Raw genomic sequence first — 21,594 nt, 5'->3', positions numbered from 1 at the left:
AAGACCGTGTGCATTCAAGACCGTGAGCATCCAAGACCGCGTTCATACAGGACCGGGTGTATGGGCCGATGGTTGGAGGAGCGGTGCATTGTTGGGAGTGGCAGGCGGATCGAAGGCCACCCAGTGGCCCGTTCCCGCGGTGGATCTGGGCTGGCGGAATCTCGTGGTTTCGGCGCGCGTTGCGTGCGCGGCCGTAGCGGCGCTTGCAACGGCCTACTGGCTTGAACTGCCGGAACCGCAATGGGCGATCCTGACGGTCTACCTGCTGACGCAGTCGTCGGCCGGCGCAGCGCTCGCGAAGGGCTCGTTCCGATTCCTCGGCACGGTCATCGCCGCACTCTGCGCGCTCGGCATCGTCAAGCTGGTCTCTCAGGACCCGATCCTGCTCGTCACCTCGGCGATGGCGTGGATCTTCGTCTGCTACTACGGCGCCACGCGGGTGACGAACTTCGCGTCCTACGGCTTCATGCTGGCGGGCTATACCGGACTTCTCGTCATCTTCGAAGGCGCCGCCGCGCCCTACGGGGCGTGGGACGTGGCGGTCAACCGCGCGACGGAGATTTCCATCGGCGTCGCGTTCGCAAGCCTCGCCAACACGCTGATCATGCCCGTCTATGCCGGCGCGCAATTGCGCGGCGTGCTCGCCCGCGCGTTCTCCGACCTTTCCCGGTATGCCGCTGACGCACTCCGCCCCGGCACCCCCGAGGAGGGCTTCCTGCGCCTGCGCAGCGGTATCCTCGCCAAAGTCGTGAAGTTCGATGCGCTGCGCTCCTATACGACGTTCGAGGCCCGCGAGATGCGGGCGGACGATGCCGCCCTGCGCGAGGCGGTGCGGGAATGCCTGACCGTGATCGCCGTGGCGCGAAGCCTCTATCTGCGGCTGGCCGATTTTCGTGCGGCCAACCCCGGCATGGCGGAGGGGCCGCTGGCGAAGGGGCTTGCGGAGACCATCACCGCGCTCGAAGCCGTCTCCCGTGCGGACGGTTCGTCGAGCGGCTTGCCGGCCCGGCGAGCGGACCTCGGCAGGGCGAGGTTACGGCTTGCCGCCCTGCGCAGGGATGTCGACGCGATGACCGGCGATGCGCCGCTCGCATTGCGGGCGGACGTGTCCCTCATCCTGCGGCGTGCCATCCGGATGCTGCGCGCACTTTCCGCGCTGGCAATGGTCGAAGACGCGGCCTTCCCGGCACGCGCCGCTGCGCGGCGGCGGCCGTCCATTGCGGTCCGGCGGCGCCGGTTTCCGACGCTTGCTAGAGAACGCGAGGCGCTGCTGCAGGGGACACGCGCCGCGCTCGCGGTGCTGCTGTTCTGCCTGTTCTGGCACGCGACCGAATGGGAACAGGGCATGGCCGGGCTCACCGGTCTCGCGCTGATGGGCTATCAGTGCGTTAACTCCGACGATCCGGGAAAGCTCGGCTGGCCCTATTTCCGCGCGGTGATCGCCGCCTGCCTCTGTGCCTATGTCGTGATGGCACACGTCTATCCTTGGCTCGAGGGCTTCGCGATGCTCGCGGTCTTCCTTATCCTGGTGCTGGTGCCGCTCGGCCTTCTGATCGGCACGCCGCGCTACAGCAAGACCGCGGGCACCTTCACGATCTATTTCGTTGCGGCGGCGGCGACCACCAATGTCTATGACCCGAACCCACTGGATTTCGCCAATTTCTGCTTCGGGCTGGTGTTCGGGATGTTCGTCTGTCTCATCGTGGCGCGGCTGATACCCGTCACCTCGCAGGCATCGCGACGGCAGGCGTACCGGCGGGCGATCGGGCGGCTTCTGCCGGAGGCGGCCGAAGGGCGGACGCCCGAACGGCGACTTGCGCGCGAGATCGTCGATCTCCTCGCAGCCGTGCTGCCGCGATTGAAGCTCGGGCACGGGCGTGACGAAACCTTCCTGCGCGGCATGCTGGCGAGCGCATCCAGTGCGCTCGAACTCGGCCGACTGCACCGTGCCGCCACCGATCCGGCGATGCCGGAGGCGGGGCGCGTCGCGCTGGAGCAGGGGCTTCGCCATCTCGCGACGATGTTCTCGCACCTGCCGACCCTCGGGGCGCAGCGCGAAACGGCACTCGCTGACGGCCGGCAGGCGCTCGATGCGATGTGGACGGAACTGGAGCGTCTGGCGCCCCCGGCAGGTTCGCCCGCGGCCCATGCCGTGCTTGACGCCGCGTCGAGCCTGCGTTTCCTGACCGACCGGTTGAGGCTGGACCAAGGGTTTCTCCAACTGGCCGTCGCCGATTGAGGTTGCCCGTGGAGCCATATTCGCTGTTCCGGACGATCGATGTCGTCGGCTTCTACCTGCCGCCGGTGGTCATCTGGGTCGCCGCCGCCCTCGTTCCTTACCTCGTTCTCCGGCGGATCGCCGAGCGGAGCGGGTTCTACCGTCTGGTCTGGCATCGCCCCCTGTTCGATGCGGCCCTCTACGTCATCATCGTCGGCGCATTGATCTACGGATTGCCGATCCTGTCTGGGGAGACGATCCGATGATCCTCACTGCGTTGCGCGTTGCGTTCACGCTGGCTGCCGTCGCCATCGCCGCTGTGATCGGCTGGCAGCTCTGGACGTATTACACGCTTTCGCCGTGGACGCGGGACGCGCGCGTGCTCGCCAATGTCGTGCGGGTCGCACCCGACGTCTCCGGCCTGATCAGCGCGATCCATGTGAAGGACAACCAGCGGGTCGCGAAGGGCGACCTTCTGTTCGAGATCGATCCGGAGCGCTTCGAGGCGGCACTCGAACACGCGCGCGGCGACGTCGCGGTGAAGACGGCGGCACTCCAGTTCGCACGCGAGAACGCGCAGCGCTACACGACGCTGCGCAGCGAGAACAGCCCGGCCTTCTCGGCCGAAACCGGCGAGCAGATGAACACCGTCGCGGCCGAGGCGGAGGGCGCGCTGCTGGTCGCGAAGGCCAATCTCACCGTCGCCGAAATCAACATGCGGCGCAGCAAGGTCCATGCCCCCGTGAACGGCTACGTGACGAACCTGACGGCGGTGGTCGGCGACTACGCCACGGCTGGCAAGGGCGTGCTCGCCCTGGTCGATTCCGATTCCTTCTATGTTTACGGCTACTTCATGGAGACCAAGCTGCCTCTCATCCAGGACGGGGCGAAGGCGCAGGTGGAACTGATGGCCGGCAACGTCGTGCTGGATGGCATCGTGGAAGGCGTGTCCCGAGGGATCGCCAATCCCAATGATACCGACGGCCTGCTGGCCGAGGTCGCGCCGCAGTTCTCGTGGATCCGCCTTGCCCAGCGCATCCCGGTGCGCGTCAGGCTCGGCGACCTGCCGCCGGGAGTGCGGCTCGCCTCCGGCATGTCCGCGACGGTCATCGTGACGCCCGAAGCCACGAAGCCATGAAGCCGGCATTTCCTGCGAGGGCATTGTCTTCTTTGAGGACGTCCCGCGCGAGACGGCAAACATGGCAATGAAGCAGTCGTCGCGGCTTCGCCCATCCAAGGCTTCGCGCGGCCGACCGGACTGCCGCTGACTCTGCTACCCGGCGCCAGATACCGGCGCTTGCCTCGATTCACCGTCCGTTCACCATAGATCGGCGCATCAACCGCGGAGCCATATTTCCAGCACCGACGCCCGCTTCCTTTCGACGACATGGCAACGGGGAGATACCCATGCATGCGTCGCACACGCTGGCCGGACTGGCTTTCGCCGCTTTCATCGGCGGTTCGCTGCCGACACCCTCGTTCGCCCAGTCGGTGGCGGAGACGAACCAGTTCGATCCCGTCGCCGTCGTCAACGGCATCGAGATCAGCCGCTCGGCGTGCGCGGTTCTTGAGAAGAACGAGACCGCGATCTGGGTCGAGGTCGCGGGGCAGGGGTCCTGCCTGCGCTATTACGCTGCCGGCCTCAAGGCAGCACCGGGACCCAATCCGGTGACCGCAATCTGGCTGAACGGCGATGTCCTCGGCCCCAAGGGACAGAACGCGGACAAGAGGCAGAAGGGCTTCGGCCCGACAGAGATGGTGGCGCTTGAACAGGGCCTTTCCGCCCGTTTCCATGTTCCGTCGATCTTCCTCGGCCGCCCTGGCACGTACGGAAGCGCGGGCAAGCACTACACGACGAGGGGGCGCCCGATCGAGGCAGAACTGATCGACGCCGCGCTGGACGGCTTGAAGCGGCGCTACGGCATTCAGGCCTGGTCGCTGGGCGGACACAGCGGAGGCGGCACGCTGGTCGCCGAAATGCTGGCCCGCAGGAGCGATCTGCGCTGCGCCGTCATATCGTCCGGCGCCTCGGCCTATCGCGCCTATCTCGAGGCGAGGGGCCTGATAAGGAAGGACGAGCGACTGACGCGGTTCGATCCCTATGACTCGCTCGACAAGGTGCCCTCCGATCCAGCCAGACGGATTTTCGTCATCGGGGATCCCCGGGAGAAGAATGTTCCGTTCTCAGCGCAGAAACAGTTCTTCGAGGGCATCGTGGCACGCGGCCATGCCGCATGGCTGATCCCCTTGCAGAGGGCGACGGACAGTCGGCATCACGATCTGGTCGATTTCGGAGAGACGGCGACGGAAATGTGCGCGGCCGGCGCAAGTACCGATGATATCATCAAGACGCTTGAACAGATGCCCGAGCAGAAGCCGCGGCTGACGAATTGATCCATCGCCGGCGCATTGCTGCCGCGCGCCATCCTCGCCATTTTCCGGATGCTTTCGCTGCCACCCGGGCCTACCCTGCGCGCGCCCTTTCCCGGTTCGGCAGGCTCATTGTGAAAAAGATCGGCTTTCTCTCGTTCGGCCATTGGTCGCCCTCGGTTCATTCCCAGACGCGTTCGGCGGGGGATGCGCTGCTGCAATCCATCGAGCTCGCGGTCGCGGCCGAACAGCTCGGTGCCGATGGAGCCTATTTCCGGGTGCATCACTTCGCCCGCCAGCTCGCGTCGCCGTTCCCGCTGCTCGCCGCGGTTGGCGCGAGGACGAGCCGCATCGAGATCGGCACGGCCGTCATCGACATGCGCTATGAAAATCCGCTCTACATGGCGGAGGATGCCGGCGCGGCGGACCTCATCGCCGGTGGGCGCCTCCAGCTCGGCATCAGCCGCGGCTCGCCGGAACAGGTCATCGACGGCTGGCGCTATTTCGGCTACGCCCCGACGGACGGCCAGACAGATGCCGATATGGGCCGCCGCCACGCCGAGGTGCTGCTGGACGTGCTGAAGGGCCAAGGCTTCGCCGAGCCCAATCCGCGGCCGATGTTCCCGAACCCGCCGGGCCTGCTGCGGCTCGAGCCGCATTCGGAGGGGCTGCGCGAGCGGATCTGGTGGGGGGCCGGTTCCAACGCGACCGCGGTCTGGGCAGCAAAGCTGGGGCTGAATCTGCAGAGCTCTACCCTGAAGGACGACGAGACCGGCGAGCCGTTCCACGTCCAGCAGGCCAATCAGATCCGCGCCTACCGCGCGGCGTGGCAGGAAGCGGGCCACAAGCGCACGCCGCGGGTGTCGGTCAGCCGCAGCATCTTCGCGCTGGTCGACGACCGCGACCGCGCCTATTTCGGCGGCGGCGGTCAGGAAAACGACTCCGTCGGCTTCATCGACGAGAAGACGCGGGCAATCTTCGGCCGCAGCTATGCCGCCGAGCCGGACGTTCTGGTCGAGCAACTCCGTCAGGACGAGGCCATAGCCGAAGCCGACACGCTGCTCCTCACCGTCCCGAACCAGCTCGGCGTCGCCTACAACGCCCATGTGATCGAGGCGATCCTGACCCACGTCGCGCCCGCTCTCGGCTGGCGCTGAGCACCGGTCTTTGACGCGACGCGCACGCAGAAAGGCCGGCGGAGCGATCCGCCGGCCTTTCGGCTTCAGAGCCCCATCGCCTTCAGTTCCTGGAGCGGCGGAATGGTTTCGTACATGTGCGGGTCGAGTCGGTCCCACAGGATGCCGCAGGTCGGCTTATGGGGCGACGAGACCTCGATGGTGCGGGTCGGCGTGAAGATCACGTCGGCGACGGTGTCGTAGACGTCGGGCGTCAGCGTCTCGTCCAGCACCTGGCAATCGTGAACCACTGCGGCGGCAGGCGTTGACGCCGAAATGCGGCCGATGCGGTAGAGCATACCCCATTCCGCGTCGAAGAAGCCGTGGCCCTTGCCGAAGCGGACACCCTCGAGATTGATGGCGCCTGTGCCGGTGACCATGTAGTCGACCGGCGGCATGGTGGCGATGTCCTTGAGCGTGACCGGCCGGCCGACCCGCTCCATTCCGTCGAGGGTGGAGGCGTAGAGATGGAGATCGGGCGCGATCGCCGCCGGATCGAGCACCCAGAAGCCGCGCTTGATGGAATAGGTCGTCATCAGGATGGTCTTGCCGTCCTGCAGGGCCTTCAGGCGAAGCTGGTCGAGGCAGTTGTCCGGCGTGATGAAGATGAAATCGGCGTCGCGATAGAAGCGATGGTCGACGAGGCGCGCGACAGCGGCGTCGCTGCCTTCGAAGTCGGCGATGAACTCGCCGAAATCGAAGTGGAAGCGGCTGTCGGGCACGGCCACCTTGCGCAGTTCCGTCCAGACGCGCTCGCGCACAGAAGCCTTGTGATCGGCGATTTCCATGAAAAGGCTCCTTGTCAGTCGGCGGCGCGCATGCCGCGGCGCGAGAGGACCTGCCGTTCGACGAGAACGACGACTTGGTAGAACAGGACGGAGATCAGCACCGAGACGACCGCGACCGACCAGATCATCCCGTAATCGAGATAGCCGCGGGACTGGTTCAGGAGGTTGCCGAGCCCGGTGCCGGTCGCGAGCCATTCCGCAATCATCACGCCGAGCAGCGCCCGCGGCACGGCGAGGCGGGTGGCGGCGAAGAGATAGGGCAGGGAAGCCGGCAGCGAGACCAGCCGAAGCTGCTTGAGCGGTCCCGCGCCGTAGGCCCGCGGCACGTCGAGCGCGGACTGCGGCACGAGCGCAAGCCCCTGGGCGATGGTGACGAAGGCGGGGAAGAACGTCACCGAAACGGTGATCCACAGGATCACCGACGGCCCGCGGCCGAGCATCAGCACGAGCAGCGGCGTCAGCGCGACGAGCGGCATGGTCTGTGTGACGAGCGCGACGGGCATCAGAGCCCGGGTAATTCCAGGCCGCACCACCGAGGCGATCGCGAGCAGCGCGGCGAAGCCGATGCCAGCGACCATGCCGAGCACGGCCATCGGCAGGGTTTCGCCGAGCGCGGCCAGCAATCTCGCCTGCGCCGTGCCGGAGCCGGGCAGGAGGAAAAGGTACTCGAACAGACCGGCCGGCGTCTTGGCGATCATGGCGGGCGCGCCGAGGGCGGCGAGCAGCAGCCACCACAGCGCCAGCGGCATCATCACCGATCCGAGCGTCATGAGAGCCGAGAACCACAACGGGCCGGCTGCGTCTGCCACCGCGGGCGGGCTCGCGGGGATGGTGACGGCGCGGGTGGCCCCGGTGAAGCGCAGCGCAATCAGCGAAAACAGGCCGTAGGCGAGCCCAGCGATCAGCGTGGCAGCAAGCCCGATGCCCCACAGCCGGTCAGGCTCGGCGCGACCGAGCGAACCGATGAGATAGGCCCCGAGACCAAAGCGGCCGCCGCCGCCGAACTCGGCGAGGATGGACCCGAGCACCGCGTTCGGCGCCGCGATGCGAAGGCCCGAGAGAATGGAGGGTACCGCCGCGCGAAACTGCACGAACCGCAGCAGGGCGAGCCGGCGGCCGCCATAGGCGCGCACCACGTCCAACATCCGGCTGTCGGCCTGGGTCAGACCGGTGACGGTCGCCGTCATGGTGACGAAGTAACATCCGACCGCCGCCAGCACGACGCGCGGCGTCATTCCGGAAAGGGTCAGGACCAGGAGCGGCGAGATGGCGATCGGCGGCAGCGCAAACAGGGCGATATTGATGCCACGGCCGAGCCGAGAGGCGACGGGCACGAGCGCGAACAGTACGCCTGCCGCGATGGCCACGGCATTGCCGATCAGGAACCCGAGGCCGGCGCCGGCGAGCGTGGCGCCGATATGGGGAGGATAGTCGGCCCGGTCGACCCAGAGCCGCATCAGCACCGCCGAGGGCGCCGGCAGCGCGCCGTGCGCCACGAGGCCGAAGCGGCCGACGATCTCCCACACGGCGATGAGGATCAGCCAATTGCGCCACGTCGCCCATCGCGCGGAGGTCGCGCCTCGCGCCTCAGTGGCCATCGAGCGCTCCGGCGATCTCGTCTTCGAGGCGATGGAATTCCGCGGCGGTGAAGATGTCGGGGTGGCGCGGGCGGGGCAGGGGAATGTCGACGATGCGCCCGATGCGGCCCGGGCGGCTCTGCATCACGACGACACGGTCGGCGAGGAATACCGCCTCGTCGATGCCGTGGGTGACGAGCAGCGTGGTGGTGCCGCTTTCCATCCAGATGCGCTGCAGTTCGATATTCATTTGCCGGCGCAGGATCTGGTCGAGCGCGCCGAACGGCTCGTCGAGAAACAGCACCTTGGGATCGGTGACGAGCGAGCGGGCGATGGCGACGCGCTGGCGCATGCCGCCGGAAAGCTCGCCCGGCAATGCGTTCTCGAACCCGGCGAGGCCGACGAGCCCGATCAGCTCGGCGATCTTTGCGGCGTTCGCCCTGCGCGGGCGGCCGAGCACGTCGAGTGGAAGGGCGATATTGTCGGCGACGGTGCGCCAAGGCATCAGCGCGGCATCCTGAAAGGCAACGCCGGTGATGCCCGCACGCGCCGCTTCCGTCGGTGCAAGACCGCCGATGGCGATCTCGCCGCCGTCCGGCTTGTCGAGGCCGAGCGCGATGCGGAGCAGGGTGGACTTGCCGCACCCGGACGGGCCGATGAGTGCCGTGAAGGATCCGGCCGGGCAATCGAGCGACACCGCGTCGAGCGCCTGCACGGCGGCGCCGCGGCCCGAGAAGGACCGCGACACCGCCGTGAGACGGATGCCGGAAGGCGGGTTCATTCGAGTTCCGCGAGAACGGTGGTGTCGAAATAGTCCTTCTTCGCAGGGATACCGACTTCCGACAGGGCCTTGATGTTGGCCTCGATCGATTCCTCGCTCATGGAGAAGATGCCGCCGGCGGCCTCGATCAGCGGCTTCTGCGCCGTGTTGAAGTAGACCTCGTTGGCGACCGAGCGCCCGGTGCCCTTGAACCAGGTATCGGCGAAGGTCGGCGGATAGACGGCCGGGTCCTTGAGGTTCTCCACCCAACCCTTGCGGCTGGCCTTGAGGAAGGCGACGATTTCCTTGCGCTTCGTCTTCAACGTCTCTTCGGTCACGACGACTGTGTCGTTGAAGATCGTGAAGCCGTAGTCGTAGAGCAGGAACGACACAGCCTTTTCGCCGGCCTGCTCGATGGTGAAGGGCACGTTGGTGGTGAAGTCGACGGAAGCGTCGATCTCGCCCTTGATGAGCGGGGTCGGATCGTAGGCGTAGGGCACGATCTTGACCTGGGACCGGTCGACGCCCGAGATCTTCAGCATTGCCTCGACCGAGATCACGTTGACCGGCGGCACGGCGAGCGTCTTGCCGACGAGGTCCTTCGGCTCGCGGATCGGGTTCTTGGCGAGGGAGATCACGCCCAGCGGGTTCTTCTGGTACTGCGCGCCGATGATCTTGAAAGGCGCGTTCTGCTCGACGATGGCCTTGATGGTGGTGTCGGGCGTGGTCAGCGTCAGGTCGGCCTTGCCGGCGATCAGCGTGCTTTCCGGGATCACGTCCGGTCCGCCGGAGAGGTAGGTGAGATCGAGGCCCTCATCCTTGTAGAAGCCCTTGTCGGCGGCGAGGAAGTAGCCGGAGAACTCGGCGTCGTTGATCCACGACGCCTGGAAGGCGAAGGGCGAGGCCGCGTGCGCCGTGCCCCGGCCAAGCAGCGGATAGGCCGCGGCGGCGCCCATGAGGCCGCCTGCGAGGCCGAGGAAGCGGCGTCTGTCGACTTTGAAGCTCATTGCGGTCGTTCCCCTTGCTGGATGTCGGTCAGGCGATTCCCCGGATGCGGGCGAGCTCCCGCAGGGGCGGTATCTGGTTGATTTCCTGCGGCGTCAGGAGATCCCACTTCATGCCGCGCGGCCGGCGGCCGGCGCGATCCACGCGAATGAGCCGGCCCGGCGTTGCGATGATGTCGACCGGCATATCGGTTTCGCCGATCTGGAGATGATCCTCGACGACCTGGGATTCATGGACGATCGCGGCAACCGGCGTCGTCTCGGAGGCCAGCCCGAGATCGGTGAACATCCCCCACTCCAGATCGAAGAAGGTGTGGCCCTTGCCGAAGCGCACCCCATCGACAGAGACGGCGGAGGCGCCGGTCGCCATGAAGTCGAACCGTCCGAGCGCGACGATGTCCTCCAGCGTCACCGGTCGGGCGAAGTGCTCGATGCCGTCGAGCCACGAGGCATAAAGCTCCGCGCCTTCGGGAACCACGTCCGGCGCGAGATAGAGAAAGCCGCGCTGGATATTGTAGGTCGCCGTGACCATCGGCACCCGCGCCGCGATCAGCCGGCGGCGCAGCGCGGTCATGGAATTGTCCGGCGTGACGAAGGCCAGTCGGCAGTCCGCAAAGGTCGGCAGCGCGGTGATGCGATCCGTCGCCGCCTCGGCACCGTCGAAATCCGGAATGAACTCAGCGAAGTCGAGATGGAACCGCGTGTCGGGGCGCGCGGCGTCCTTCAACCGGTCCCATATACGCTGGCGTGTGAGGCGTGCGTTCGACATGGACGCATCCCGGGCGGTCGCGTGCGGGTCGGGCCGCGAGCCGTTGGTTTCAACGTTTCGCGAGAATGAAACATCAGTTTCATGTTTGCAAGGGTCGTGATAGATCTTTTTATGGGCGCCGGATGGGCATGGCAGGCTGATGGCTTCTCGACTGGTTCTGCGGATTCAGGAACGGTATTCCCGCTTGACGAGCGGCGAGCAGAAGCTCGCCCAGCTCATCCTCGACCGGCAGGACGACATCCTCACCCATTCGGCGACCGAGATCGCCGAAATGGCCGGCGTCTCCAAGGCGACGGCGGCGCGGTTCTTTCAGCACCTCGGCTATGCCGACTTCAACGAGGTGAAGCTGCAGGCGCGCGAGGAGCGCAACCGCACCCAGCCCTATGAGTTCTCGGTGACGAAGTCCGAGCAGGTCGCGATGGGGCGCACCATCGGCGCCCATCTGGAACTCGAACTGCGCAATCTCACCAAGACCTTCGAGGAATTGCGGTCGGACAAGGTGCGCGAGGCCGCCGAACTGATCGCCGATGCGCCGCGGGTCTGGGTGCTCGGGCTCGGGCCGGAGGAGGGCTTCGCGCGCTATGCGCGCCTGTTGTTCGCGCGGCTGCGTCACGGCGTGATGATTCTGGGCATCAACCAGGGCTCGTGGGCGGAAGACCTCGCCATGACCGGCCCGAAGGACGTGCTGCTCCTGATCACGCTGCCGCCGCATCAGAGCGTGCTGAAGCCGATCCTGAGCTTCGCCGCGACGAGCCGGCTCAATGTGGTCACCATCACCGACCGCACGTCGATGCTCGAAGCGCAGCGCCATTCGAAGGTGGTGCTGCCATGCCATGTTTCGAGCTTTGCGCTGGGGCCATCCCACACGGCGGTATCGAGCGCCATCCGGCTGCTCGCGCTGACCTTCGCCGCCAAGGTCGGAAAATCGGCCGAGCAGCGCAGCGAGATCGTCGCCAGCATCCACGAGGAACTCGGCGACCTCGAGTGAGGCGGCACTTCTATCGGGCGCCCGTCGCCCGGGACTCTGGAGCGCCGGTTCAGGCCGCGAGGGGCGGGTGGAAGGCGGGATGCTGCGAACGGCCCTCGGCATCGAACAGATGCAGGTTCCCGGGCAGGGCGGAGAGCTTCAGCGACTGACCGCGCTCGATCCTGGCGCTGCCGGGCAGCTTGGCGATCACCGGCTCGCCCTCGCGGCCGATATCGAGATAGACGAGTTGCACCTCGCCGAGTTGCTCGATGAAGTCGACGAGGCCCTCGAACAGCGGTGTTCCACTGTCGCTCAGGAAGAGATCCTCGGGCCGAACGCCGACGCGGACCGGCGTTCCCTTCGTTGCGGATGGCATCGCAATCGGCACGACCGTCTCCGGGCCGCTGGCGTGGGCGACGGTCGTCGTAGCACCGGCCGCCTTCACGGTGGCCGGCAGGATGTTCATCGCCGGCGAGCCGATGAAGCGTGCCACGAACAGGTTCGCCGGCGTCCGGTAGAGTTCCATCGGCGTGCCGACCTGCTCGATGCGGCCATCCTTCAACACCACGATGCGGTCGGCGAGGGTCATCGCCTCCACCTGATCGTGGGTGACATAGATCATCGTGGTCTGCGGCATCGATTGCTTGAGCTTGGCGATCTCGATCCGGGTCGCGACGCGCAGCGCGGCATCGAGGTTCGATAGCGGCTCGTCGAACAGGAAGACCTTGGGATTGCGCACGATGGCCCGACCGATGGCGACGCGCTGGCGCTGCCCACCGGACAGGGCCTTCGGAACCCGGTCGAGATAGGGCGTCAGCTGCAGGATCTCCGCCGCCTGCCGCACACGGCGATCGATCTCGGCCTTGCTCTCCCGGGCGATCTTCATGCCGAACGCCATGTTCTCGTAGACCGTCATGTGCGGGTAGAGCGCGTAGGACTGAAATACCATGGCGATGCCCCTGCGCGAGGGCGGCACATCGTTCATCAGCGCGCCATCGATGCGGAACTCGCCCGACGTGATGTCCTCCAGCCCCGCGATCGCGCGCAACAGCGTGGACTTGCCGCATCCGGAAGGACCGACGAAGACGATCAGTTCGCCCGACGTGATCGTCAGGTCGATGCCGTGAAGAATGTCCAGGCTGCCGTATGACTTGCGGACGTTCCGGAGCATGAGGTCGGCCATCGTGTCGTTCCTGCTTCGAGTGTCGGCGGGGATGGGCGGGCGACGATCGGGCTTAGTGTTCGCCGCTGCCCGGCATCAGGCGCAGCACGGCCCGCGTCAGCGGCCCCGCCTGGAGATTGCGGATCTCGGCTTCGTTCTTGCGGCTGACCGCGCTGCGGACGAGCTTCGCGCCGAGATAGCGGAAGGGCTCCGGCGGCAGGGTCTTGCGCCGCGAAAGTCCGACCAGTCCGCTCTCGCTCCAGCGATCCTTCCGCTCCAGCACGAGGCTGGCGAGGATGCGGCCACCGATCGGCGTCTGCGCGATGCCGGTGCCGTTGAAGCCCATGGCGAAGAAGATGTTCGGATGTCCGGAGAGGTGATCGAACACCGGAATATGCTCGGGCACGCAATCGATAGGCCCGGCCCAGTCGTATTCGACCGGCACGCCGCGCAGCGCCGGATAGACACGGTGCAGTTCCCGCAGGTTGTGGTGGCCGCGGTCGGGACTGCGATTGAACGCCTGCCCGAAATCGCCGCGGAAGGCGATGTTGCCGCCACCCCGGCCAAAGATCACCCGCCCGCCCGGAGTGCGCTGGTAATAGAGCACATGGCTCTGGGAGTCGCAGATCGAGGCGCCGTCGCGCCAGCCGATGCGATCGAGCGTATCCGGCACAGGCGCCGTCGCGATCACCTGACTTCCGACAACATAGAGGTGGCGACGCAGCTCCGGCAGCGCTGAGAGCCAGGCATTGGCCGCGAGGACGACCTTCTCGGCGCGCACTTCGCCGTGCGCTGTGCGCACCGTGCAGGTCCTGCCCGGAACGATGGCAGTCACCGGACTGCGCTCGTGGATGGTCACGCCCCGGGCGATGGCAAGGGCGCGCAGCCCGGCGGCCAGCTTCGCGGGATGCACGGTGCCTGCGTTCGGCTCGATGATGCCGGCATAGGATGCCGAGGAGCCGGTGCGGCGTTCGATCTCCTCCGCCGACAGCACCTTGAAACGGTCGTCGCCGGCGGCCTCGGTCATGGCGAGCGCGCGCGACCATGCACCTTCCTGGGCAATGGAACTCGCCGTCCACAGCCAGCCGTCGAGCCGCAGATCCATGTCGATGGTGCCGGTGCGCTGCAGGTCGGCAAGATCCGCGATCGCGTCGACCGTGTCGGCACAGAGCCGGCGCGCTTCGTCCGTGCCGACGACCCGGCTGATCAGGTCGAGTTCGGCGAACCAGGAATGCACCTGCCCGCCGTTGCGACCGGACGCGCCGGAGCCGCAGAGGTCGGCCTCGATCACCGTCACGCGGGTTTCGGGGGCGAGTTCCCGGATGCGCAGCGCCGTCCACAGCCCTGCGTAGCCGCCGCCGACGATGGCGACATCGGCGACGGTGGCACCCCGCAGCGGCTGTGTCGCAACCTCGGCGCCGATATCCTGGAGCCAGAACGAGCGATCCGCGGGGGCGGCGACGGCGGGTTGGCGCATGTGAAACGTCGACATCACCGGTCTCCGTGCGCGAGGGGGACGACGGCCGCATACTTCCGCGGCAGCCAGTCCGGGATGGGACGCGGCGCCTGCGGGAAGCCGCCTCGATGCATGCACGTTTCGGCGGCTGCGACCGAGGCCATGCGCAGGGCCTCGGCGGCGGGACGCCGCTCGCAGCAGAACGCCGTCACGAACGTCGCGATGAAGCTGTCGCCGGCGCCGCATGTATCGACCACATCGGTTGGCGTGGCGGGGGCGTGGTGGAGCGTACCGCCATCGTCCAGCCAGGCGCCGCGCCTGCCGCAGGTGAGCACAACGCGACCTGCGCCGGCGGCCCGGAACCTCTCGAACACCGGCTCCACGGGTAGGTGGGGATCATCCGGGCCGGAGGCGAACACCAGCGGCACGCCGGCAAGCGGCAGCTTGAAGTGGGCCGTCGAGACATCGACGCTGAAGGCGACGCCGTCGGAGACGAGACGGCGCAGGAGATCGGCATTTGCGTTGGTGCCGAGGTGGACCCAGTCGGCCGTCGCGGCCGCGGAGTAGCGGTCCGGCGTCGGCATGTAGTTCTCGCCGACGCCGAAGGCCTCGAGCAGGAAGGTGCGGTCGCCGTTGTCGTCGCGGATCAGCGTCACCGCGGTGTCGCCGCCGCGGCGTTCCACATCGGCCGGATCGAGCCCGACCTGTGCGAGTTCTGCGAGTACGATATCGCCTTCGCCATCGGTGCCGACGGCGCCGAAATAACGCGCAGCCCAGCCATTCCGCCGCCATTGCGCAGCGACATTGAGCGCGTTGCCGCCGACCGTGAGGATGCCGTGGGTGAGATAGGCGTCGAGACAGTTGTCACCGACCGCGACGAGCCTTGCTGTCCTGACCGCGCTCATGCCGGCACCATGGAGCGGTCGAGATAGGGGGCAATCCCGTCGAGGCAGCGCTTCCACGCGGCGACCGGATCGAGTGCGTAGGACCCGTTGCCGAAGGGCTCGAACGTGATCTTGCCGCGATAGCCCGCCTCGGCAAGGTCCTCGACATAGCGGCCGAGCGGCAGAGACCCGTCGCCCCAGACGAGATGACCTGCCGGATTGCCATCGACGAGCTGCACATGGGCGAGCCGCGACCCGAACAATTCGATATAGGTCGCAACCGTATCGCCGGCGGTTGCCATCCCGACGGAATCGAGCACAACGTCCATGGTGTCCACATCGACCTCGTCGAGCATCCGCCTGAGGCCCGCGGCGTCGGTGAAGACGTTGGTCTCGACCCGCTGAAGCGGTTCCAGCAGGCAGCGCACGCCGTTGGCTCGAGCGTGGCCAGCGATCTCGCGCAGCGCGGAGGCTGAACGGTCCCAGACGACATCCGGCGCTTCGTCCTCGAAGCCGCGGCCGGGCGTCAGGAACAGATAGCGGGCGCCGAGCGTCGCGCAGATATCGGCGGCGCGTCGGAAGCGATCGATGCTGTCGCGCCTGATCTCCGCGTCCCCCGAGGCGATGTTGAGCGGATAGAGCACCTGCTCGGGCGTGAAGCACCAGACCGAAAGGCCGTTGTCTCCAAGCACGCCGCGAACCGCATCCAACCGCGCATCGGTCGCATGGTAAAGGTCGAGGTGGGGTGCGACGCCCCAGAGCTCGATCTCGCTGAAGCCGAAGCCGCTGAGCACGGCCGCGACGCGTTCGAACGGGAAATGCTGGAAGCTGAAGTTCGCCCCGATGAGCTGATGTAAGGCAAGCTGAGGCATAAAGGCTCCTCTCAGGCGATCTTGTCGTAGCGCCGCAGGTTGTCCGGCTTACTTGCCCATGCCTTCGGACAGGCCGCGGATGAAGTAGCGCTGCGCGGCGAAGAACACGACGACGATCGGAAGTGCCGAGACCGTCATTGCCGCGAAGACGACGGCGTAATTCGTCCCGTGCTTCGCCATGATGGAGGTGAGGCCGACTGGAAGCGTCTGAAGATCCGTACCGCTCGTGAAGATCATCGCGAAGAGATATTCATTCCAGGCGAACAGCACGTGCAGGATGACGCACGAGATGATGATGGGGCGGCAGAGCGGCAGCGTCACCCGCCAGAAAATCTGACCCTCGCTGGCGCCGTCCATTGTTGCCGCCTCGTCGAGATCCTTCGGCAGGTCGAGCATGTAGGCGCGGATCAGGAAGGTCGTGAACGGGATGCGGAACGCCGTATAGAGGATGATGAGCGCCCAGTATGTGTTGTAGAGGCCGAGTGCCTGCAGCATCCGCACAAGCGGAATAAGGGCTACGGTGGGGCTCAGCATCAGTCCGCCGAGCACCATCGCGACCACCAGCGGCTTCATCGGCATCCTGGTGCGGGTCAGTCCGTAGGCCGTCCAGGCGCTGACAAGCACGGTGCAGGCGGCCGACGCGACCGTGACCAGAAGGCTGACGGCGACGTAGTTGCGCACGCCCTGGTTCCAGGCCTGAACGTAGTTCTGCCAGACCCAGTGCGAGGGCAGGGCGAACGGATTGCCGAAGATCTGGACGTTGTCCTTGAAGCCGTTCAGCGTCATCCAGATCAGCGGATAGATCACCACGATGCCGAGGCAGATCAGGAAGGCGTGGAGGAACACGCGGGCGATCACCGCCCACACGTTCGCGGACCGGCCGCGGACGGCTGAGCCAGCCGCCGTCATAGCTGAACCCTCCGACGCCGCGTGTACCAGAGCTGCGCCGCCCCCGTGAGCATCGTCGCTATGAAGATCACGGCCGCGATCGCCGCTCCGTAGCCGAAGTTGTTCTCGATGAAGCCCTGCTGATAGAGCCATGTTCCGAGCACCTGACTGCTGTTGTTCGGGCCGCCGGCTGTCATGACCATCACCTCGTTGAAAACCTGGAAGGCGCCGGTGATGGTGACGATCACCATGAGCCCGGTCATTTCGCGGGTGAGCGGGAAGGTGATGCTCCAGAGCTTCCTGAGCGGCCCGGCTCCATCCATGGTGGCGGCGTCATAGAGCTCACGCGGAATCTTCTGGATCGCGATGGCAAACAGGAGCGTCGAATAGCCGAAACCCTGCCACTGGCTCATGGCGATCACGGCGTAGATCGCGGAGCGCTCGCTGCCGAGCCACGGCAGGATCAAGTCCTGAAGGCCGAGGTGGACGAGCACGACGTCCAGCAGGCCAACCTTCGGCTGGTAGATGAAATAGAACAGCAGGCCCGTGACGGTGATCGAGATCGCGGAAGGCACGAAATAGACCGCACGCCAGAATCTCCGCCAGTATTCGCTGCTGAGCCCCTCGATGATCGCGGCCAACAGGAAGGCGCCGAACACCTGGAACACGATGGAGATCACGGCGTAGAGCAGATTGTTCGAGAGGGCCGTCCACGCCACCGGATCGTCGAGCAGGCGGGCGTAGTTGCCGAGCCCGACATAGGTCACCTCGCCGGTGAAGATGTCCTGTTCGGTTGTGCTGACGAGGAAATTGTCGACGATCGGATAGTAAACGAACCAGCCGACCAGGATCATCGCGACGGCGGCCCAGCGAAAGGACAGCCACCGGCGCAGGCGGACGGACCGAACCCTCGGCCCGCCGCCGGAACCCGTGCCGCCTTGCGTGAAGGCGGCACGTCCCATCGCTGCAGCCGTTCCCGTCATTTGCGGGCGGCCTGCTTCACCTGCTTCATGACGTCTTCCGGCGTCATGGTGCCGCCGACCAGCGCCTGGAGACTGGCGAGCCAGGCAGAGGCGACGCGCGGCCCGTTGGCGGTGTCGAGCCAGGGCATCAGGTAGGAAGCCTCGCTGATGTCCTTGAGGCCTGCGACCACGGCCGGGTTCATATCCGCCTCGTCGGCGCCGCCGATGGTGGCGCTGGGCTGTCCGTAGGGCGGGGCGGACAGCACCTTCGCGTTCGGCACCGACGTGACGAACTTCATGAAGTCGATCGCAAGCGGGACGTTGTCCGAGGCCGTGTTGATCATGTAGCCCTCGGGCGCGCCCTCGATGGCCTTGACGTCGCCCTTCGCATCGGCCGGCGGCGGCAGGCGGAAGAAGCCGAAATCGGCCACTTTCAGCGGCGTGTCGGCCCCGGCGCTCTGATCGAACTCGATGATCTCCTGATAATACATCGCCGAGTCGGTATTGCTCAGCGCCTGAAGGGCCGAAGCATAGGAGGTGCCGTTGGTCGCGGCGCCGTCGGTGCAGCGGTCGATGATGTCCTTGAACTGCTTGAGCGCTGCGACGTAGCCCGGATCGGTGTACTCGGCGGTCTTCGGGTCGAAGTCGCGCTCCAGCGTCGCCTGCGGCACGTTATAGGCGAGCAGCTGGCCGGCATAATGCACCGCCGGCCAGGCTTCCTTGTTGCCGAACGAAATCGGCGTCTTGCCCGACTTGCGGATCGCGTCGCAGCTCTTCAGAAGATCGTCCAGAGTCCCGGGGACGGAAAGCCCCAGATCGGAGAAGATTTTCTTGTTGTATCCCATGAACTTGGCATCGAGATAAAGCGGGATGCCATAGTCCTTGCCGTTGTAGGTGAAGGCCTTGACGGCGGCGGGCGCCAGCGTCTTGCCCCACTCCGTATCCGGGCCGATGACCTTAGTCAGATCGACGGCCCGGTTGCCACGCACGAAATTCTCGCCCCAGCTTCCGGTCCACGTGAAGTAGATGTCCGGGAGAGAATTGGAGGCGACCAGCGCCTTGGTCTTGCCTTTGACGCTGTCGTCGCTCTCCTGGATCAGCTCGACCTTAACGCCCGGATGAAGCTTCTCGTATTCCTTCGCGATATTCACGAAATAAGGAGAAAGCTGCTGGAGGCCGAACTTCGTCAGCACCGAGATGGTGCCGTTATAGTCGACCTTCGCATCCGGCTCGGCCACCACCGGCTTCGAGGCGCTGTAACCCTTGCCGGCCATAAGGCCGAGCACCGAGACCGCGGTCATCGCGACCGCTACGACATGCAACGAACGTTTCATGGGCAGTTCCTTCCGAGTCATTGGTTCTGGGATCACAGGCTCAATTGATGGGCTCTATGGGCAGGCTCGAAGTCACGGTCCCGGGCGCGGCTTGGCCGCGCTCAGTATTCGACGCGCTTGTAGTAGCGCCGCGTCGTCAGCGGATGGTCGCGAAGCACCTCCAGATGTGCGCTGAGGCGTTCCAGCAGCGTGGCGAGCAGGATCGGCGAGATCAGGCTGCGCACGCGCGCCGAGATGCCCGGCAGTTCGACCGTGGCGGCATCGAGCACCCAGACCCGGTCGGTGTAGCGCTTCACGAAGTTCTCGACGCGGTTCGAAAGCGGACGATAGACGTCCTCGCCCTTGAAGACGAAGACGCTGACGCCGGGCTCGACCAGTTCGAGCGTGCCATGGAAGAAGTCCGCCGCATGAACGGGCCGTGTGCGGATCCACTGCATCTCTTCCAGGATGCACATGCCGTAATAGTTCGCCTCCGGCCAGACAGAGCCCGCGCCGGTGAAGATGTGGTAGGTCTCGTCCTTGATGGTGCGGGCGAGCTTGGCGGCCTGATCCTCGAACGCGGCCTTGGCGTCGACGAGCAGAGCAGGAAGGCGCTGCAGTTCGGCGACGATGGCGTCGAAGTCGTCGATTTCGCCGCGCGCGTCGAGCAGTGCGAGAACGATCAGCATCGTCTGCAGATAGAACGATTCCGACGACGTGTCGTCTTCGGCGAAGTTGGTGAAGTTGTAGTCCGTCTCACGGGCAACCGGCGTATCCTTGTGGCCGGTCAGGGAAATCGTGCGAACGCCCCGCTTCTTCAGGAAGCTCAGGAGTTCGACGCTTTCCTTGGTGGTGCCCGAAAGGGAAGGGATGACCACGATGGCCTTGTCATCCAGTCCTGCCGGGGGATCGAGCACGACCTGCGCCGGATATTGCGCGCCGACAGGGAACGTCGAATAGCGCTGCGCCAGTTCGATAGCGGGCTGCGTCAGGATCTGCACGCCGCCCGTTCCCATGAAATACAGCCGCTCTGCACCATCCGACACCAGCTTGCGCATAAGCGAACGCACGTCACCAGCGATGGAGACGGCGCCGCTCTCAATACGCACAAAGCGGTCCTTGTCGAAGTTCAACATCTGATCATTCCCTGTACTTCGGAAATTCGGCATGTGCGCGGGATAAACGCGCACAGCGCAATGCTGACAGCGCAAAAGCGAACTGTCTTTCATAAGTTCTCGACGTGAGATCGATCTCACATCGATATAGACGCATATATTTTCCCGGCTGACAAGCGTCGAGCGGAAATTAATCCGCCTGTCTCGCGGTCGACATGGGCGGCGCCCGTCAGGCCTTGTTCAGGGGAGCAACCGAGCCGCGCACGACAAGTCTCGTCGGAAAGCGAACGTTGCGGGGCGGGATTTTCTGGCCGGCGAGCCGCTCGAGCAGGAAGCTCGCGGCGAGCGGACCGATCTCGGCGATCGGCTGCGCGACGACCGTGATCTGCGGATCGGTGAACGTGGCGAGATTGAAGTCGTCGAAACCCACGAGGGCGACGTCGTGGGGAATGGTCAGCCCCATCGAGCGCAGGCCGAGCAGCGCGCCCTGGGTCATCAGGCTGTCGACGGTGAACAGCGCCGTCGGCCGGTCGCGTCGGCTGAACAGGCGGATGGTGGCCTCGATGGCATGTTCGACGGTCGAGCGAGAGACGGTCACCAGCGTCTCGTCGAGCGCGATGCCGTGGGATTGCAGCGCGCCCTGATAGCCGGCGAAGCGCTCCTGCGCGGTAAAGATGCGCGATTCGTCCCGCAGCAGCGCGATTCGGCGGTGGCCGTTGGCGATGAGGTAGTCGACCGCCTCCCGGGCGCCGCCCTCGTTGTCGACGACGACGCTGTCGCAGCGCACATCCTTGGCGACGCGATCGATCAGCACGAGAGGAGCGCCCTCGCGGGCGAGCTTGACGATGTGCCGGTTGTCGGTCGCCGAGGTCGGCGCGAGGATAAAGCCCCGGATGCTGAGCGAACGCAGGCTTTCCAGCACTGCCTTCTCCTGCTCGACATTCTCCTCGCTGCTCGAAATCAGCAGGCCGTGGCCCTGCTTGCGGAATTCGACCTCGAGGTCGTGGGCGATCCGGGCAAAGAACGGATTCTGGATGTCGCCCGGCACGAAGCCGACAATGGGAAGCTGGCCACTGCGCAGCGCCTGCGCCACGCGATTGGCGCGGTATCCCAGCCGGTCTGCGGCCTCAACCACGCGCGTGGCGGTCTCGTCACCCACATAACCATAGCTGTTGAGCGCCCGCGCCGCCGTCGCGCGCGAGACGTTCGCGGCAGCCGCCACATCCTTGAGGGTGACCCCTTTTCGCGTCGCAGGCATCTGTCCTCCCGGCCGTGCGGCTGGCAGTGAGCAGCCGCCGCCGTTCCCTTGCGGAC

General features: G+C 66.1%; 20 protein-coding genes. 6 read left to right on the top strand and 14 right to left on the bottom strand.

The window, feature by feature from the left end; all coding sequences use genetic code 11:
* Positions 1-97 precede the first annotated feature (97 nt).
* The 5 genes from BUF17_RS11285 (at position 98) to BUF17_RS11265 (ending at position 5,745) form a co-directional block, all read left to right on the top strand.
* The gene (locus BUF17_RS11285; RefSeq protein WP_244530867.1) at positions 98-2,239 is read left to right on the top strand and encodes an FUSC family protein; all 2,142 of its coding nucleotides are present in this window, start codon (positions 98-100) and stop codon (positions 2,237-2,239) included.
* An 8-nt stretch (positions 2,240-2,247) separates the two neighbouring features.
* Positions 2,248-2,484, top strand: coding sequence for a DUF1656 domain-containing protein (locus BUF17_RS11280; RefSeq protein ID WP_084564497.1), 237 nt, complete (start codon positions 2,248-2,250; stop codon positions 2,482-2,484).
* Positions 2,481-3,356, top strand: a complete 876-nt coding sequence (locus tag BUF17_RS11275) for an efflux RND transporter periplasmic adaptor subunit (protein ID WP_073628681.1) — start codon at positions 2,481-2,483, stop codon at positions 3,354-3,356. Before BUF17_RS11280 ends, BUF17_RS11275 begins: the two co-directional genes overlap by 4 nt.
* Before the next feature lie 269 nt (positions 3,357-3,625).
* Entirely contained in the window at positions 3,626-4,612 is a 987-nt protein-coding gene (locus tag BUF17_RS11270) for an alpha/beta hydrolase family protein (protein WP_073628680.1), read from the top strand.
* A gap of 110 nt (positions 4,613-4,722) precedes the next feature.
* On the top strand, positions 4,723-5,745 hold the full coding sequence (locus BUF17_RS11265; RefSeq protein ID WP_073629238.1) for an LLM class flavin-dependent oxidoreductase: 1,023 nt from the start codon (positions 4,723-4,725) through the stop codon (positions 5,743-5,745).
* A 65-nt stretch (positions 5,746-5,810) separates the two neighbouring features.
* Here BUF17_RS11265 and BUF17_RS11260 read toward each other — a convergent pair whose 3' ends face one another.
* From BUF17_RS11260 to BUF17_RS11240, 5 genes are read right to left on the bottom strand one after another with little or no spacing between them, the layout of a single operon-like run.
* Positions 5,811-6,551, bottom strand: a complete 741-nt coding sequence (locus tag BUF17_RS11260; protein ID WP_073628679.1) for a 5-formyltetrahydrofolate cyclo-ligase — start codon at positions 6,549-6,551, stop codon at positions 5,811-5,813.
* A gap of 14 nt (positions 6,552-6,565) precedes the next feature.
* Positions 6,566-8,149: an ABC transporter permease gene (locus tag BUF17_RS11255; RefSeq protein ID WP_073628678.1), complete on the bottom strand. Its 1,584-nt coding sequence runs from the start codon at positions 8,147-8,149 to the stop codon at positions 6,566-6,568.
* On the bottom strand, positions 8,139-8,909 hold the full coding sequence (locus tag BUF17_RS11250; RefSeq protein WP_073628677.1) for an ABC transporter ATP-binding protein: 771 nt from the start codon (positions 8,907-8,909) through the stop codon (positions 8,139-8,141). Before BUF17_RS11250 ends, BUF17_RS11255 begins: the two co-directional genes overlap by 11 nt.
* Positions 8,906-9,895, bottom strand: a complete 990-nt coding sequence (locus BUF17_RS11245; protein ID WP_073628675.1) for an ABC transporter substrate-binding protein — start codon at positions 9,893-9,895, stop codon at positions 8,906-8,908. The genes BUF17_RS11250 and BUF17_RS11245 overlap by 4 nt, the downstream gene beginning before the upstream one ends.
* 28 nt (positions 9,896-9,923) lie before the next feature.
* Positions 9,924-10,661 carry a 5-formyltetrahydrofolate cyclo-ligase gene (locus BUF17_RS11240; RefSeq protein WP_073628674.1) on the bottom strand — a complete coding sequence of 246 codons (738 nt, stop codon included), beginning with the start codon at positions 10,659-10,661 and terminating at the stop codon, positions 9,924-9,926.
* A 139-nt stretch (positions 10,662-10,800) separates the two neighbouring features.
* On the opposite strand from BUF17_RS11240, the gene BUF17_RS11235 reads away from it, so the two are divergent.
* Positions 10,801-11,649 carry a MurR/RpiR family transcriptional regulator gene (locus BUF17_RS11235; RefSeq protein ID WP_073628673.1) on the top strand — a complete coding sequence of 283 codons (849 nt, stop codon included), beginning with the start codon at positions 10,801-10,803 and terminating at the stop codon, positions 11,647-11,649.
* A gap of 49 nt (positions 11,650-11,698) precedes the next feature.
* Here the strand turns inward: BUF17_RS11235 and BUF17_RS11230 are convergent, their stop codons facing one another.
* The 9 genes from BUF17_RS11230 to BUF17_RS11190 all read right to left on the bottom strand — a co-directional run bounded on the left by BUF17_RS11230 (position 11,699) and on the right by BUF17_RS11190 (position 21,538).
* Complete coding sequence (locus tag BUF17_RS11230; RefSeq protein WP_073628672.1) at positions 11,699-12,811, bottom strand: ABC transporter ATP-binding protein; 1,113 nt, start codon at positions 12,809-12,811, stop codon at positions 11,699-11,701.
* A 52-nt stretch (positions 12,812-12,863) separates the two neighbouring features.
* Entirely contained in the window at positions 12,864-14,282 is a 1,419-nt protein-coding gene (locus tag BUF17_RS11225) for an NAD(P)/FAD-dependent oxidoreductase (RefSeq protein WP_073628671.1), read from the bottom strand.
* Complete coding sequence (locus BUF17_RS11220; RefSeq protein ID WP_073628670.1) at positions 14,282-15,151, bottom strand: PfkB family carbohydrate kinase; 870 nt, start codon at positions 15,149-15,151, stop codon at positions 14,282-14,284. The genes BUF17_RS11225 and BUF17_RS11220 overlap by 1 nt, the downstream gene beginning before the upstream one ends.
* Positions 15,148-16,002: a sugar phosphate isomerase/epimerase family protein gene (locus BUF17_RS11215; protein ID WP_073628669.1), complete on the bottom strand. Its 855-nt coding sequence runs from the start codon at positions 16,000-16,002 to the stop codon at positions 15,148-15,150. The genes BUF17_RS11220 and BUF17_RS11215 overlap by 4 nt, the downstream gene beginning before the upstream one ends.
* A gap of 48 nt (positions 16,003-16,050) precedes the next feature.
* Positions 16,051-16,911: a carbohydrate ABC transporter permease gene (locus tag BUF17_RS11210; RefSeq protein WP_073628668.1), complete on the bottom strand. Its 861-nt coding sequence runs from the start codon at positions 16,909-16,911 to the stop codon at positions 16,051-16,053.
* Positions 16,908-17,852: a carbohydrate ABC transporter permease gene (locus tag BUF17_RS11205; RefSeq protein ID WP_175563683.1), complete on the bottom strand. Its 945-nt coding sequence runs from the start codon at positions 17,850-17,852 to the stop codon at positions 16,908-16,910. Before BUF17_RS11205 ends, BUF17_RS11210 begins: the two co-directional genes overlap by 4 nt.
* Positions 17,853-17,869: 17 nt before the next feature.
* Complete coding sequence (locus BUF17_RS11200) at positions 17,870-19,186, bottom strand: ABC transporter substrate-binding protein (RefSeq protein WP_073628666.1); 1,317 nt, start codon at positions 19,184-19,186, stop codon at positions 17,870-17,872.
* Positions 19,187-19,287: 101 nt separating this feature from the next.
* Positions 19,288-20,301, bottom strand: a complete 1,014-nt coding sequence (locus BUF17_RS11195; protein WP_073628665.1) for an SIS domain-containing protein — start codon at positions 20,299-20,301, stop codon at positions 19,288-19,290.
* A 208-nt stretch (positions 20,302-20,509) separates the two neighbouring features.
* Positions 20,510-21,538: a LacI family DNA-binding transcriptional regulator gene (locus tag BUF17_RS11190; protein WP_073628664.1), complete on the bottom strand. Its 1,029-nt coding sequence runs from the start codon at positions 21,536-21,538 to the stop codon at positions 20,510-20,512.
* Positions 21,539-21,594: the final 56 nt, after the last annotated feature.

Origin of the sequence: Pseudoxanthobacter soli DSM 19599 (assembly GCF_900148505.1) — a bacterium.
Classification (GTDB): Bacteria; Pseudomonadota; Alphaproteobacteria; order Rhizobiales; family Segnochrobactraceae; genus Pseudoxanthobacter; species Pseudoxanthobacter soli.
The sequence above is the reverse complement of the archived record's forward strand: the minus strand, read 5'-3'. Positions and strand labels throughout refer to the sequence as shown.